The following is a 14,808-nucleotide window of genomic DNA, read 5'->3' as shown; positions in this document are numbered from 1 at the left end:
GAGGGGAGGGAGACGCCGTCGTCAGCGGCGTCTCCGGGGGAGATGGGCTAGGCTCAGCTCGCCATGAAGCGCGCGAGCGGGGTTTCGTGCCAGTCGACGCTGTCGAGCAGGTTCTTGACGATGAGGCCGAGCTCGGTGTCGCCTTCGATGCTCAGCTTGCGGTTGAAGAACAGCGTGTCCGGGTCTTCCTCGCGCAGCATCATGCGCGCGAAGTCGGCGACATTGGCCGACAGGCGCAGGTCGGGCTCGCCGGGCTGGCGGTCGAGGAGGAAGCGGCGGCTGTCGGCGGCGAAGCGCAGGCTCACGCCGGCGTCGACGAGGCGCACCTCGAAGCGACGCTCAGCCAGGAGTTCCATGTCGGCGGGCAGCACGCCGCGCTTGACCAGCTGGTTGAGGCTGGTTACCAGAAGCCAGGCCGGCGGGGTGGCCGGAAGCCGGCCCAGCAGGCGGGCGAGACGGGTGGGGACGGTCAGTTCAGGCACGCGCATGATTGGCTCCCTGGGTGTTGACGATGCCGGGCTGGCCCAGCCAGTAACCGTCGACTAGCGGGTCCCGGCTCTTTGCCGCGAGCCCGGAGAGCAGCTCGCTGGCGGCGGCTTGGCCGTCGATGACGGCACGGAACGCCTGCACCACCTCGGCGCAGTGCTGTGCCTGCGGGCTGACGCGCACCGCAGTGACGCCGGCGGCGGCCATGCCCGCCAGGTGCGGCAGTAGCGACTGGCAGCCGGCCGACATAGTCTGGATGCCGTTGATGGTGAGGAAATCCTGACCGTCGCGCGTGGTCAGCGTGAGGCCGTCCGGGTGGTCGAGGCAGCGGAACTGGCAGTCGTCCTTGTTGAGGTTGTAATGGCGCGCGGTGAAGCAGCGTGCCGAGAACGCCAGCGGCAGCTTGCCCCAGGCGAACACTTCGGTCTCGATCGCCGGGGCGTGTTGCAGCACCTCGGCCAGCGTGGCGCGGTCCATTTCCACCGGCGGCAGCCAGCGGTAGGCGCCGAGGCGCTGCATCAGCGCCAGCGTCTCGCCGTTATAGATGTTGAGGTGCGGGCCGGCGACGAAGGGCAGGCGCTGCTCGCGTGCCAGCCGTGCCGCGCCGAGGTCGTTGGCCTCGATGCGCACGCGGCCGTTGTCGATTAGCTTCCTGAGGCGCTTGAGGTCGGATTCGCTCTCCAGGAGCGCCTGGCTCGACAGCACGGCTTCCTTGCCGGCGTCGGCCAGGTCGTGTGCCAGGCCGATCCAGTCCTGGGTGCGCAGCTGCTGGCGGCGCGAGCACACCACTTCGCCCAGGTAGATGGTGTCGACCGGCCAGGCCGCGGCCTCGCTGTAGAAGTTGAAGATTTCGTCGCGCGACCAGAAGAACAGCACCGGTCCGAGGGTGAGCTTGAGATTCAGGGAGGTCATGGTCGTCGGTTCCATCATTTCCACGGGCGGTTGTAGGCGCCCAGCGTCTGCTGCTGGCCTTCCGACAGCCGGCCCAGTTCCTGTTGCCAGGCCGGACGCACGCTGAAGCGTTGCGCTTCGCGTCCGGCGGCGTCGAGCGCGGCGCGCAGCGTGCGCGTCACCTGGCTGACGTAGGCGGGGCTGCGCTGGCGGCCTTCGACCTTGATCGCCGCCACGCCGATGTCGATGATCTGCGGCAGCATGGCCATCACGTTGAGGCTGGTGGGTTCTTCCAGCGCGTAGTAGGTGTCGCCCTGCACCGCGAAGCGGCCCTTGCACAGCGTCGGGTAGCCGGCCGGTTCGTCCTTGCCGTACTGGTCGATCAGCACGCCGCCCAGGCGCGCGTCGAGCGAGGTCTCGCCGTGCTCCCAGCGCACGTGCTTGGCGGGCGAGCACACGCCATGGGTGTTGGGGGATTCGCCGGTGGCGTAGGACGACAGCAGGCAGCGGCCTTCCACCATCACGCACAGGCTGCCGAAGCCGAACACCTCGATCTCAACGTCGGTGTGCTCGATGACGTGGCGCACCTGGTCGAGCGTCAGCACGCGCGGCAGCACGGCGCGGCGGATGCCGAACAGCTCGCGCGCCAGGTTGACGGCTTCGTAGTTGGTGGCCGAGCCCTGCACCGACAGGTGCAGGCGCAGCTCGGGGTGGCGGCGCACGGCGTAGTCCATCAGGCCGAGGTCGGCCAGGATCACGGCGTCGACGTCGAGGTCGGCGGCCTCGTCGATGGCGCGGTGCCAGCGCGACACGTTGCCGCCCTGGGCGTAGGTGTTGATCGCCATCAGCACCTTGCGACCGCGCGCGCGGGCGTAGTCGATGCCGGCGCGGGCGCTCTTGTCGTCGAAGTTGAGCCCGGCGAAGTTGCGGGCGTTGGTGTCGTTCTTCAGGCCGAAGTAGACGGTATCGGCGCCGTTGTCGACCGCCGCCTTGAGGGCGGGGAGACTGCCGGCGGGGCACACCAGTTCGGGCAGGGTCATGATCGGTTAACGCCAGGAAACGTAAACCGGGGGACAGTAGCAGAGTGGGGCGGCGGGGCCATTGCTTTGGGTCAAGCTTCGGCCAACCCGTTTGTCGCGGTTGACCGAAACAGGGCGCGAAACCGGTTCGCGCTCTGAGGCAAGCGGCCCATGGCGAGGTGAAGAGTGCGTGGCAGGAGGCATTCCTTAACAACGCTGCGCTAGCTTGCTCCGTCCGTGACGGCACCCATCGGTATCGGCCGATGGGTTTCGCTTTGCTTCGCCCATCCTACGCTTCCGGGACAGGTGCTCCGTTGGCCTGTCCGGCTTTGGTCGGCCGAAGCGGGGGGATTACAACGGCCAGATCATCTTGGTCTTGGCGATCAGCACGATCCACAGCACGGTGGCGAGCGCGGCGGCGAAGGCCGTGGTGCGGATGGCCTTGGTGCGGCCGCGCTTGAGCGCCACGGTGCCGAGCCCGATGTAGACCAGCAGCAGCACGATCTTGGCCATCAGCCAGTCCTGCTGGGTGGGCAGGAAGTGGGCGAGTACGGCGAGCGTGATGCCCAGCGTCAGCAGCAGGGTGTCGACCACGTGCGGCAGGATGCGCAGCGGCTTGGCGCGCAGCAGCGGCGAATCGGCCAGCATCAGCCCGCCGCGCACGGTGAACAGCAGGATGGAGAGGTAGGCGCAGCCCATGTGGGCGTGCTTGATGAGGGTGTAGGTCGGCATGTTTTTTCCCGCATGAGGCGGCGCTGCCCTGGCATCTTGAGTGTCGGCGGTACTGCGCGCAAATCCATCGTAGCGATTTGCTCAGCGATCAGGAATCCTCATGGACTCGGTGTCCATTCCGGTTCCTGCGCTTCGGCGGCACTCAAGCGGCTTTGGCTCGCTCGCCTACTGGAATGAGGTTCTGGTGACTGCGTTGTGACGCAGGCACGGAGCGGCGGTTCCCGGATGGTACACTGAATACCTTCTTTTCCAAGCATCCGTCATCGCCATGCTGCACCTCTACCAGTCCAACCGTCTCGAAGCGCTGGGGGAACTGTTCACCGGCATGAGCCGTGCCATGCCCCTGTCCGACCCGTTCCAGCCGGAGACGGTGCTGGTGCAGAGCCGCGGCATGGGGCGCTGGCTGACGCTGGAGCTGGCCGGGCGCGCCGGCATCGCCGCCAACCTCGACTTCGTGCTGCCGGCGGCCTTCGCCTGGCGCCTGATGCAGGCGGTGCTGCCGGGGCTGCCGCGCAAGTCGTCGTTCGCGCCCGAGGTGCTGCAGTGGCGGCTGCTGGAACTGTTGCCGACCTTGCACGGCGCGCCGTTCACGCCGCTGGTGCGCTACCTGGAGGGCGGCGAGGCGGCGGGCTTCGAGCTGGCCGGCAAGATTGCCGACATCTTCGACCAGTACCTGGTGTTCCGCCCCGACTGGATCCGCGCCTGGGAGCGCGGCGAGCTGTTGGACTTGGGCGAGGACGAGGCGTGGCAGGCGGTGTTGTGGCAAAGGTTGGCCGAAGCCGACCCCGGCCGCCACCGCGTGCGCCTGCTCGACGACTTCCTCGGCGGGCTGCGCCCGGAGCACCTGCCGGAGCGCGTCAGCCTGTTCGGCATCGCCAGCCTGGCGCCGATGTACCTGGCCATGATCAAGCGCCTGGCGGCGCTGACCGACGTCTGCGTGTTCCTGCTCAACCCCTGCGAGGCTTACTGGGGCGACATCGTCGACGCGCGCGGCCAGCTCAAGCTGTTCCAGCAGGGCATGGCGGCGCACGACGACCACCCGCTGCTGGCCTCGCTCGGCAAGCAGGGACGGGACTTTTTCGACCAGATCGCCGAGGAGATGCCCGAGGGCCACCCGCTGTTCCTCGAACCGCACGGCGACACCCTGCTCGCACGGTTGCAGCGCGACATCCTGACGCTGACCCCGCCCGGCGCGACGCCCGCACCGGCGGCCCCCGGCGACCGCTCGATCGAGCTCAACGCCGTGCACAGCCCGATGCGCGAGCTGGAGGTGCTGAAGGACCGCCTCTTGGCGCGCTTCGCCGCCGACCCGACGCTGACCCCGGCCGACGTCGCGGTGCTGACGCCGGACATCAACGCCTACGCGCCCTACATCGACGCGGTGTTCGGCCAACGTGACGACGCGCCCAACATCCCCTACACCGTCGCCGACCGCCGCATCGAGCGCGAGGAGCCGCTGTTGGCCACCTTCGCCGCGGTGCTGCGGCTGGCCGACTCGCGTTTCGGCGCCGACGCGGTGCTGGCGCTGCTGGACTGCGACGCGCTGCTGGCGCGCTTCGGCCTTGCCGACGCCGAGGTGCCGCTGCTGCAGCAATGGGTGCGCGAATCCGGCATCCGCTGGGGGCGCGACGCCGCGCACAAGGCGGCGCTCGGGCTGCCGGCCGACCCGCTCTACACCTGGCGCTGGGGGCTCGACCGCTTGCTGCTGGGCACGGTGCTGCCGCCTGCGCTGGCGGGCGACGCCTCGCCCTTGTTCGGCGGCCTGCTGCCGGCGGCCGGCGCGGAAGGGCAACTGGCCGAGACGCTGGCGCGCTTCGGCCAACTGTTCGACGTGCTCGACGGCTGCGCGCGCGCCTGGGCCGAGCCGGCCAGCCCCGCCGTCTGGCGCGCGCGGCTGCAAGGGGTGGTGGAGGCGCTGTTCGCCGTGGACGAGGCCGGCGAGGCGGCGCTGACGCTGCTGTTCGACGCCCTGGCCGAACTCGCCGAGGACGCCCAACTCGCCGCCTTCGACGCCCCGGTCGGGCTCGCGGTGGTGCGCGACTGGCTGACGCGGCGCCTGACGCTGTCGGCACCTTCCGGCTTTCTCGCCGGTGGCGTCACCTTCTGCGCCATGGTGCCGATGCGCTCGATCCCGTTTCGCGTGCTGTGCCTGATCGGCATGAACGACGGCGCCTACCCGCGCGACGAGCGCCCGGTCAGCTTCGACCTGGTGGCGCGCCACCCGCGCCGCGGCGACCGCTCGCGCCGTTTCGACGACCGCTACCTGTTCCTCGAGGCGCTGCTGTCGGCGCGCGAGGCGCTCTACCTGTCCTGGGTCGGGCGCTCGGTGCGCACCGATGAGCCGCTGCCGCCGTCGCCGCTGGTGGCCGAGCTGCTCGACACCCTGGCCAGGATGGCCGGCTGCGCCGTCGAGGTGGTGCAGCACCCGCTGCAGCCGTTCGCGCGCGCCGCCTTCGACGGCAGCGACCCGCGCCGCCACAGCTTCGAGCCGAGCTACGCCGCCGCGCTCGCCGCCCCGCGCCACGAGCCGGCGCCGTTCGCCGTGGCGCTGCCGGGCGGCGACGCCACGGTGCTGCGCCTCGACGAGCTGCTGCGCTTCTGGCGCCACCCGGCGCGCGCCTGGCTGGCCGACCGGCTCGGCGTCAAGCTCGCCGGCAGCGCCGAGGACGTGCCGGTGCGCGAACCGTTCACCGTCGAGCGCGACACGCGCGAGACGCTGCGGCGCGAGCTGGTCGGCGCGCTGCTGGCGTCGCGTCCGCTGGCCCCGGTCAAGGACAAGCTGGTCGGCGCCGGCCTGCTGCCGCCGGCGGCGCTGGGGCAGGCCTGGCTCGCCGAGGAAACCACCGCCAGCGTGCGCTTCGCGCGCCGCCTGCCGCCGGAACTGGCGCAGCCGCTGCGCGCGCCGGAGAGCGTCGAGCTGATGCTGGACGGCGTGACGCTGGTGGGCGAACTGTCCGGCCTGCGCGACGCCGGCCTGCTGCGCGTGGTGGCGCGCAAGGCCTACGCCGGCGAGCTGATCGAGCTGTGGCTGAGCCATCTGGTATTGTGTACGGCACGCCCGGCCGGGGTGGCGCCGTACTCGGCCTTGTACGACGAGGAAGGGGTACACGAACTCTGCGACGAGCCCGACGCCGCCGAGCTGCTGCGACCGTGGCTGGCGCGCTGGCAGCAGGGCCAGCGCCAGCCGCTGCCGTTCTTCGCCCGCACCAGCTGGGCCTACGCCAGGAGCCAGGTCGAGAAGCCCGACCAGCCCGAGGCGGCACTGGCCAAGGCGCAGGCGGAGTGGGACCCGGCCTACGACGGCAAGACCCCGCAGAAGGACGAGGCGGCGATCCGCCTCGCCTTCCGCCATCTCGACCCGCTGGCCGAGCCGCTGTTCGCGCAGCTGGCCGACACCCTGCTGCTGCCGCTGGCCATACGCCTGCTGGGCGCGGCGGAAGGAGACCAAGCATGATCGCCCAGCCCCTCGACGCGCTGCACTGCGCGCTCTCCGGCGTCAACCTGATCGAAGCCTCGGCGGGTACCGGCAAGACCTGGACCATCGCCGCGCTGTATACCCGCCTGCTGCTGGAAGAGCGCGACGGCGCGCCGCCGCCGAACATCGAACAGATCCTGGTGGTGACCTACACCAAGGCCGCCACCGCCGAGTTGCGCGAGCGGCTGCGCCATCGCCTGGCTGAACTGGCCGCGGTGCTCGACGGCGCGCCGACGCGCGACGGCTTCCTGCTGGCCATGGCGCAGCGCTTCGCCGAGCCGGCCGCGCGTGAACTGGCGCGCCAGCGCCTCGGCGCCGCCATCACCGGCTTCGACGCCGCCGCCATCTATACCATCCACGGCTTCTGCCAGCGCGTGCTGACCGACGCCGCCTTCGAGAGCGGCCAGACCTTCACCGCCGAGCTGATCGCCGACGACGCCGAACGCCTGACCGAGGTGGTGGACGACTTCTGGCGCCGCCGCGTGGTGGCCGACGCGCTCCTGGCGCGGGTGCTGGCCGAAGCCGGCGAGACCCCGGACAGCTGGCTCGCCCAAGTGCGCCCCTTCCTCGCCAAGCCCTACCTGCGCAACCTGGCGCCGGCGCTGACGCCGCTGGCTGATTCGCTCGCCGCGGCCGACGCCGCCTGGCAGCGCCTGGCCGGCGACACCGAGCTGGTGCGGGGCGGTCTCGAGCTGCTCGCCGCCACCGAGGGCTTCAAGGCCAATATCTATGGCCCGGCGCAGCAGCAGACGCTGGTGCGGCGGCTGCGGCAATGGACCGCCGACAGCGGCCTGCCGCTGCTCTCGAACGACGACCGCAAGCGCCTCGACAAGCTCACCCCGCCCGCGCTCGCCAAGGGCATGAAGAAGGGTTACGCCGCGCCGGCGCACCCGCTGTTCGACGCCGTGGCCGCCTGGCTCGGCGCCTGGGACGCGCACCTGGCCAACGTCGCGGCGCACGTCGCCGCGCTCAAGCTGGAGCTGATCGCCTGGGTCGACGCCGAACTGGCGCGGCGCCGCGCCAGCGAACGCACGCGCAGCTTCGACGACCTCTTGACCGACCTCGCCGCCGCGCTGGAACACCCGGACAGCGGGCCGCTCTTGGCCGAGCACGTGGCGCGCAGCTTCAAGGTCGCGCTGATCGACGAATTCCAGGACACCGACCCGGTGCAGTACAGCATCTTCCGCGCCTGCTTCGTCGGGCGCGACTGCCCGCTGTTCCTGGTCGGCGACCCCAAGCAGGCGATCTACAGCTTCCGCGGCGCCGACATCTTCGCCTACCTCAGCGCGCGCGACGACGCCGCCTCCCACTACACCCTCGACACCAACCGCCGCTCGGCCGAACCGCTGGTGGCGGCGGTGAACGCGCTGTTCGCGCGCGAGCAGCCGTTCGTGCTGGCCGATATCGACTACCCGGCGGTGCGCGCCGCGCCGTCCTCCGGCTGGCGCCTGGAGGTGGACGACGGGCGCGCGCCGCTCACCTTCCAGTGGCTGGACTTCTCCACCACATCCAAGGGGGCCAGCAAGCAACTGGCGATGGACACGGCGGCCGAGGCCGGCGCCGACGAGATCGTGCGCCTGCTGACGCTGGCCGGGCAGGGGCGGGCGCGGCTGGTCGGCGAGAACCGCGAGCGCGCTCTGGTCGGCGGCGACATCGCGGTGCTGGTCGCCACCCACCGCCAGGGCGAGCGCGTGCGCCAGGCATTGTCCGAGCGCGGCGTGCCCAGCGTGGCGCTGACGCAGGAGAGCGTGTTCGCCAGCGCCGAGGCGCAGGACCTGCTGGCGCTGCTGCGCGCCTGGGCCGAGCCGGCCAGCGAGGGGCGGTTGAGGAGCGCGTTCGCCAGCGAGCTGTTCGGGCTCGACGCCGCCCGGTTGCTGGCGCGCGTCGACGACGAGCCGGTCTGGGAAGCGCAGCTCGCCGCCAATGCCGAGGACCACCGGCGCTGGCGCGAACACGGCTTCATGGCGGCGTGGCGCGGCTTCTTCGGGCGCGAAAGGTTGGCCGAAAGGTTGCTGCCGCTGCCCGACGGCGAGCGCCGCCTCACCAACCTCGCGCACCTCGCCGAGCTGCTGCAACGCGAGAGCGAGGAGCGCCAGGGCATGGCGCCGCTGCTGGCCTGGTTCGAGGGCCGCGTGGCCGATCCGCCCGGCGGCGAGGAAGCGCTGCTGCGCCTCGAGAGCGATGCCGCGCTGGTCAAGATCGTCACCATCCACACCTCCAAGGGCCTGCAGTACCCGGTGGTGTTCTGCCCCTTCCTGTGGGACGGCAAGCTCGACGCCAAGGACCCCGCGTTCTGGCGCTTCCGCCGCGACGGCGCCTCGTGGCTGGCGCCCGACAGCGTTGCCGGCGACGACGTGCGCCTGCTCGCCCGCAGCGAAACCCTGGCGGAAAAGCTGCGCCTGTTGTACGTGGCGCTGACGCGCGCCCAGTACCGCCAGTACCTGGCCTGGGGCTGGGTGCAGGGCATGGCCACCGCGGCGCTGTCGTGGCTGCTGCACGGCCGCGACAGCCGCACCCTGCCCGAGCTGGAACAGCTCGCCCTCAACCCGGCCACGCTGGAGGCCGACCTGGCGACGCTGCTCGCCGCCCATGCCGGCGAGATCGGCCGCCTCGACGCCAGCCCGCTCACGCTGCGCCTGGCGCCGCCGGAACACGCCGAGGCCGCGCTCGCCGCGCAGCCCTTCACGCGCAAGCTCTACACGCCGTGGCGCGTCGCCAGCTTCACCTCGCTCACCGCCGCCGCGCACGCCGCGCCGCCCCAGGCCGAGGCGCCCGACCACGACCGCGGCGCGCTGACGTTGGCCGAAGAAGGCGCGGCGCGCCTCGACCGCTTCGCCTTCCCGCGCGGCGCGCGCGCCGGCACCTGCCTGCACGCCATGCTGGAACGCGTCGACTTCGCCGCGGATGACGACACGCTGCGCGCCGCCGCCGTCGAGCAACTGGAACGCGCCGGCTTCGCCCTGCACTGGCAGGACGCCGCGCTCGACATGCTGCGCCGCACGCTCGCGGTGCCGCTGGACGACGGCGTGCGCCTCGCCGACGTGCCGGCCGGGCGGCGTCTGGTGGAGCTGGAATTCACCCTGCCGGTGACGCGCCTCGACGTCGCGGCGCTGGTTGAGGTGCTGACCGACCCGGCCAACGGCCTCGCCGCGCCCCTGCGCGACGCCGCCGCCGCGCTCGACTTCTACCGCGTGGTCGGCTACCTCAAGGGTTTCATCGACCTGGTGTGCGAGGCGAACGGGCGCTGGTACCTGGTCGATTACAAGTCCAACCACCTCGGCCACGACGAGGCCGCCTACCACCGCGAGGCCCTGCTGGCCTCGGTGGCACGCGAACACTATTACCTGCAATACCTGCTGTACTGCGTGGCGCTCAGGCGCTACCTCGCGGTGCGCGGCCTCGATTTCGGTCAATGTTTCGGCGGCGTGCGCTACCTCTACCTGCGCGGGCTGACTCCCGAAGGCGGCGGGGTGTGGCGCGATCTGCCGGGCGAGCGGCTGATAGAACGACTGGACGCGCTGTTCGCCTGAGCGCATAGGAAGAAAAGGAAAACCATCTCATGTTCGAATCGGCGGAAATCGGCCACAGCATCGACAAGGACAGCTACAAGGCGGCGCTGCCGGCCCTGCGCGAGGCGCTGCTCGACGTGCAGTACGAACTCAAGGAAAAGGGCGACTTCCCGGTGCTGGTGCTGATCCACGGCATCGACGGCGCCGGGCGCGGCGAGACGCTCAACCTGCTCAACGAGTGGCTCGACCCGCGCCTGATCGACACCGTGGCCTTCGACCAGCCCAACGACGAGGCGCGCGCGCGGCCGTGGATGTGGCGTTACTGGCGCGAGCTGCCGCCCAAGGGGCGGCTCGGCATCTTCTTCGGTTCCTACTACTCGGACGCGATGTTCGACTATCTCGACGGCAACAGCAGCAAGGACCGCTTCGACCGCCAGATCTCCGAGGTGCAGCGTCTCGAGCACATGCTCGCCAACGACGGCACGCTGATCATCAAGTTCTGGTTCCACCTGACGCGCGAGCAGCAGAAGAAGCGGCTGAAGACGCTGGAGAAAGACCCGGCCACCGCCTGGCGCGTCAGCCCCGGCGACTGGCAGCACTACGAGCAGTACGCGGAGATCAGGAAGAGCGCCGAGCACATGATCCGGCTGTCCAACACCGCCTACGCGCCGTGGGTGATGATCGACGGCCAGGATGCCAATTACCGCAGCCTCACCGTGGGCCAGGTGCTGCTGGCCGCGCTGCGCCAGCGCCTGCAGCTCGACCACCCCTACCTGGCGCGCAGCGAGAGCGCGCCGATCGTGCCGCCGCTCGACAACAAGCTGCTGCTGGAGACGCTGGCGCTCGACCAGGCGCTGTCCAAGGACGACTACCTGGTGAAGCTGGAAGAACTGCAGGGCCGCCTCAACCGCCTGACGCGCCATCCGCGCTTTGCCCACCACTCGCTGGTGCTGGTGTTCGAGGGCAACGACGCGGCGGGCAAGGGCGGCAGCATCCGCCGCATCACCCAGGCGCTCGACGCGCGCCGCTACCGCGTGGTGCCGGTGGCCGCGCCCACCGAGGAAGAACGCGCCCAGCCCTGGCTGTGGCGTTTCTGGCGCCACGTGCCGGGCAAGGGCCGCAGCACCATCTTCGACCGCAGCTGGTACGGCCGCGTGCTGGTGGAACGGGTCGAGGGCTTCGCCGCCGAAGCCGACTGGATGCGCGCCTACTACGAGATCAACGACTTCGAGCACCAGTTGGCCGAAAACGGCGCCATCGTGCTCAAGTTCTGGCTCGCCATCAGCCCGGAGGAGCAGCTCAAGCGCTTCCAGGCACGCGAGGAAACCGGCTTCAAGCGCTTCAAGATCACCGACGAGGACTGGCGCAACCGCGAGCGCTGGGACGACTACAAGCGCGCGGTGTGCGACATGATCGACCGTACCAGCACCAGCCAGGCGCCGTGGACGCTGGTGGAGGCCAACAACAAGTACTTCGCCCGCCTGAAGGTGCTGCGTACCGTGTGCGACGCGCTGGAAGCGCGCCTGGAAAACGGCAAGCAGGGCAAGGGCGGCGGCAAGAACGGCGAGCACAAGAATGGCAACGACAAACCCGAGCACGATTGACGCCCCATGACCCCGACTCCGTCCGACAATCCGCTTGTCGCCCAGCTGCTGCCGCTGTTCGCCCGGCTCGACCCCGCCGCCGGCGCCGAGCTGGCGGCGCTGGTGGAGCAGCTCGCCGCCGCCAACCAGGCCGGCCACGTCTGCCTGCCGTTGGGCGCGCGCGCCGCCCGCCTGCCGGCCTCGCCGCTGGTGGGGCGGCCCGGCGACTACGCGCCGCTGATCCTCGACCGGGCCGGCCGGCTCTATTTCGCGCGCCACTGGCACGACGAGGAGCGCCTGGCGCGCCGTCTTGCCGCGCTAGCCGCCGCCCCCTTCGACGTCGACGCGGCGCGCCTCGCCGCCGTGCTGGCGCGGCTGTTCCCCACCGCCGACCCGGCGCAGCCGGACCGCCAGAAGCTGGCTGCGGCGCTGGCGTTGCGGCAACGCCTGGTGGTGATCTCCGGCGGCCCCGGCACCGGCAAGACCACCACCGTGGTGCGCCTCTTGGCGGCGCTGGCCGAACTGTCGCCGCGCCCGCTGGCGATGGCGATGGCGGCCCCCACCGGCAAGGCGGCGGCACGCCTGACCGAATCGGTGCAGGGGGCCAGCGCGCAGCTCGCGCTCGACTCCGCGGTGCGGCGCCAGTTGCCCGACAGCGCGCAGACGCTGCACCGCCTGCTGGGCCTGCGCCCCGGGCTCGCCACGCCGCGCCACCACGCCGGCCATCCGCTGCCGCTCGACGTGCTGGTGGTGGACGAGGCGTCGATGATCGACCTCGCGCTGATGGCCAAGACGCTCGACGCGCTGCCGCCGCACGCGCGATTGATCCTGCTGGGCGACCGCGACCAGCTCGCCTCGGTCGACCCCGGCGCGGTGCTGGGCGAGTTGTGCCAGACGGTGAGCTACCGCCCGGACACGCTGGCCTGGCTCGCCCGGGCCTGCGGCGCGCTGCCGGACGGGCTCGCTACCGCGCCGCACGCGCTGGCCGACAGCGTGGTGCTGCTGACGCATAGCCACCGCTTCGCCGCCGACAGCGGCATCGGCGCGCTGGCGCGCGCGGTCAATGCCGGCGACGCCGCCCGGGCGCTCGCCGTGCTCGACGACGACACCTGTCCCGACGTCGCCTGGCAGCCCGGCGATCTGGCCGAGGGGCTGTGGCAGGCGCGCCAGGGCTACTTCGCCGCGGTCGCCGCCGGTGCCGCGCCGGATGAGCTGCAACGCGAGTTCGGCCGCTTCATGGTGCTGGCGGCGGAGCGGCGCCAGGTCGACGCCTGCAACCGCGCCGTCGAGGCGCGGCTGGAAGCCGCCGGGCGCAAGTCGCCGGAGCGCGACAACTATCCCGGCCGGCCGCTGATGATCACCGAGAACGACTACGGCATCGGCCTGTTCAACGGCGACATCGGCTTCACGGTGCCGCGCGCCGACGGCCTGCGCGTGGCCTTTCCCAGCGCCGACGGCGGCTGGCGCGAGATCGCGCCGGGGCGGCTGCCGGCGCACCAGACGGTGTTCGCCATGACCGTGCACAAGAGCCAGGGCTCGGAGTTCGAGCGCGTCTGGCTGGCGCTGCCCGAGGCGGCTTCGGCCAGCCTCAACCGCGCCCTGGTCTACACCGCGATCACGCGCGCGCGCCGCGAGTTCGCGGTGCAGGGCAGCGCCGCGGTGTGGAGCGCCGCCCTGGAGCGCGCCCCCGAGCGCGCCTCCGGCTTGGCCGAGCGCCTCGCCGAGGGCTGAGAACCGGTTCCCGATCTTGCGGCGCACCCCTGATCGCGGCTCATGTGCACTGCGTGCGAATCTATCGCTCAGCGATCAGGAATCCTCATGTACTACTTGTACATTCCAGTTCCTGCGCTGCTCTTCATCCCGCTGAGGGCTGCTCGAGACAGGTCGTGAACAGGTTCTTGGGCCGGGGCCGGTGGAAGAGAGGCGCCGTGGCGCGTCGAACCGTGCAGAAATCCGAGCCAACTGCTTGAAACTTCCGTAACATGGCGGGCTGTTTCGACCACAACAGCGTCATGGAGGACCCATGCAAGTGGAAGCCGTGCTGGACTACCTGTCCGGCGTCACCCGCTACGACCGATCGGCCTTTACCGAACTCGCCATCGACGGCGAGGTGCTGGGCAGCGTCAACGCCGCCTGGTGCGAACGCCTGCTCGCCAGCGAAGCGGCGCTGTTCGTCGCCAGCGAGCGCGGCCTGTCCTGTACCCTGGCGGGCGACTACGCCCACTTCAGCCGCGAGCTCGCCGCCGCGGCGCAGCGCTGGCAGCAGGCCGGCTGGCTCAACGGCTGGCGCAACGAGAACTTCACCGCGTTCCGCCTCGACGGCACCCCGCTGTTCGAACTGGAGCGCGCCGCCTTCCGCCCGCTCGGCCTCACCAGCCGCGCGGTCCATCTCAACGGTCTGGTGCGAGGCGCCGACGGCACGCTGCGCATGTGGATCGGCCGGCGCAGCCCGGACAAGGCGGTCGACCCCAACCGCATGGACAACCTGATGGGCGGCGGCATCGCCGCCGGCGAGTCGATCGCGCTGGCGCTGGAGCGCGAGGGCTGGGAAGAGGCCGGCATCCCGGCCGACCGCCTGGAACTGCTGCGCCCCGCCACCCGTCTCCTGGCCGAGCGCCCGGTGCAGCGCGGCCTGCACCGCGAATGGCTGTACACCTTCGACCTGTGGCTGAACGAAGGCGAAATCCCCTGCAACCAGGACGGCGAGGTGGCCGAGCACGTGCTGCTCGAGCTCGCCGAGGTGGAGCAGCTGATCGTCGACCAGCGCTTCATGATCGACGCCGCGCTGGTGACCATCGACTGCCTGAGCCGGCTGGGCTACTGGGGCGAGCAGAGCGCCCGCGTCGAGGCCGCGCTGGCCGAACTGCGCCATCCGCTCTGATTCCCCGCGCGTTTCGACCCGACAGGCAGGCTCGCGAGCCTGCCTTTTTTGCGTTCACTGCGCAGGATCGGTGGCGGCACGTTTCCTGACGCAGCCGTAGCGTCACGGTGCCGCCCTCCGGGGTGTGGCGGATGGCGTTGTCGACCAGGTTGGCCAGCAGCTCTTCCAGTAGTACCTCATTGCCGGGCAGGATGGCGTCGAGATCGGCCGGCTCCCGTTCCAGGCCGAGATC

General features: G+C 71.1%; 9 protein-coding genes. 5 read left to right on the top strand and 4 right to left on the bottom strand.

Annotated elements, in window-relative coordinates; genetic code table 11:
- Nucleotides 1–53: 53 nt before the first annotated feature.
- The 4 genes from NH8B_RS17505 to NH8B_RS17490 all read right to left on the bottom strand — a co-directional run bounded on the left by NH8B_RS17505 (nucleotide 54) and on the right by NH8B_RS17490 (nucleotide 3,128).
- Nucleotides 54–488: a ubiquinone anaerobic biosynthesis accessory factor UbiT gene (locus NH8B_RS17505; protein ID WP_008952385.1), complete on the bottom strand. Its 435-nt coding sequence runs from the start codon at nucleotides 486–488 to the stop codon at nucleotides 54–56.
- Nucleotides 475–1,398: a U32 family peptidase gene (locus NH8B_RS17500; protein ID WP_014088434.1), complete on the bottom strand. Its 924-nt coding sequence runs from the start codon at nucleotides 1,396–1,398 to the stop codon at nucleotides 475–477. The genes NH8B_RS17505 and NH8B_RS17500 overlap by 14 nt, the downstream gene beginning before the upstream one ends.
- A gap of 14 nt (nucleotides 1,399–1,412) precedes the next feature.
- Nucleotides 1,413–2,420: a ubiquinone anaerobic biosynthesis protein UbiU gene (locus tag NH8B_RS17495; RefSeq protein ID WP_148282999.1), complete on the bottom strand. Its 1,008-nt coding sequence runs from the start codon at nucleotides 2,418–2,420 to the stop codon at nucleotides 1,413–1,415.
- A 327-nt stretch (nucleotides 2,421–2,747) separates the two neighbouring features.
- On the bottom strand, nucleotides 2,748–3,128 hold the full coding sequence (locus NH8B_RS17490; RefSeq protein ID WP_014088432.1) for a SirB2 family protein: 381 nt from the start codon (nucleotides 3,126–3,128) through the stop codon (nucleotides 2,748–2,750).
- A 268-nt stretch (nucleotides 3,129–3,396) separates the two neighbouring features.
- On the opposite strand from NH8B_RS17490, the gene recC reads away from it, so the two are divergent.
- From recC to NH8B_RS17465, 5 genes are all read left to right on the top strand, one after another.
- Complete coding sequence (gene recC, locus NH8B_RS17485) at nucleotides 3,397–6,582, top strand: exodeoxyribonuclease V subunit gamma (protein ID WP_014088431.1); 3,186 nt, start codon at nucleotides 3,397–3,399, stop codon at nucleotides 6,580–6,582.
- The gene (gene recB, locus NH8B_RS17480; protein WP_014088430.1) at nucleotides 6,579–10,133 is read left to right on the top strand and encodes an exodeoxyribonuclease V subunit beta; all 3,555 of its coding nucleotides are present in this window, start codon (nucleotides 6,579–6,581) and stop codon (nucleotides 10,131–10,133) included. Before recC ends, recB begins: the two co-directional genes overlap by 4 nt.
- Nucleotides 10,134–10,162: 29 nt before the next feature.
- Nucleotides 10,163–11,716 (top strand): polyphosphate:AMP phosphotransferase, encoded by a 1,554-nt coding sequence (gene pap, locus NH8B_RS17475; RefSeq protein ID WP_014088429.1) that lies wholly within the window; start codon nucleotides 10,163–10,165, stop codon nucleotides 11,714–11,716.
- 6 nt (nucleotides 11,717–11,722) lie between these two features.
- Complete coding sequence (recD, locus tag NH8B_RS17470; protein ID WP_014088428.1) at nucleotides 11,723–13,426, top strand: exodeoxyribonuclease V subunit alpha; 1,704 nt, start codon at nucleotides 11,723–11,725, stop codon at nucleotides 13,424–13,426.
- A 292-nt stretch (nucleotides 13,427–13,718) separates the two neighbouring features.
- Nucleotides 13,719–14,576 (top strand): NUDIX hydrolase, encoded by an 858-nt coding sequence (locus tag NH8B_RS17465; protein ID WP_014088427.1) that lies wholly within the window; start codon nucleotides 13,719–13,721, stop codon nucleotides 14,574–14,576.
- Nucleotides 14,577–14,808 lie beyond the last annotated feature (232 nt).

The sequence above is a fragment of the Pseudogulbenkiania sp. NH8B genome (assembly GCF_000283535.1).
GTDB lineage: Bacteria > Pseudomonadota > Gammaproteobacteria > Burkholderiales > Chromobacteriaceae > Pseudogulbenkiania > Pseudogulbenkiania ferrooxidans.
Note: the sequence above shows the minus strand (reverse complement) of the source record. Positions and strands in the feature narration are given on the sequence as shown.

Excerpts from the sequence above, each read along its gene's own strand:
- NH8B_RS17505 (WP_008952385.1), bottom strand. The coding sequence starts at position 488 with ATGCGCGTGCCTGAACTGACCGTCCCCACCCGTCTCGCCCGCCTGCTG.
- NH8B_RS17500 (WP_014088434.1), bottom strand. The coding sequence starts at position 1,398 with ATGACCTCCCTGAATCTCAAGCTCACCCTCGGACCGGTGCTGTTCTTC.
- NH8B_RS17490 (WP_014088432.1), bottom strand. The coding sequence starts at position 3,128 with ATGCCGACCTACACCCTCATCAAGCACGCCCACATGGGCTGCGCCTAC.
- recC (WP_014088431.1), top strand. The coding sequence starts at position 3,397 with ATGCTGCACCTCTACCAGTCCAACCGTCTCGAAGCGCTGGGGGAACTG.
- recB (WP_014088430.1), top strand. The coding sequence starts at position 6,579 with ATGATCGCCCAGCCCCTCGACGCGCTGCACTGCGCGCTCTCCGGCGTC.
- pap (WP_014088429.1), top strand. The coding sequence starts at position 10,163 with ATGTTCGAATCGGCGGAAATCGGCCACAGCATCGACAAGGACAGCTAC.
- recD (WP_014088428.1), top strand. The coding sequence starts at position 11,723 with ATGACCCCGACTCCGTCCGACAATCCGCTTGTCGCCCAGCTGCTGCCG.
- NH8B_RS17465 (WP_014088427.1), top strand. The coding sequence starts at position 13,719 with ATGCAAGTGGAAGCCGTGCTGGACTACCTGTCCGGCGTCACCCGCTAC.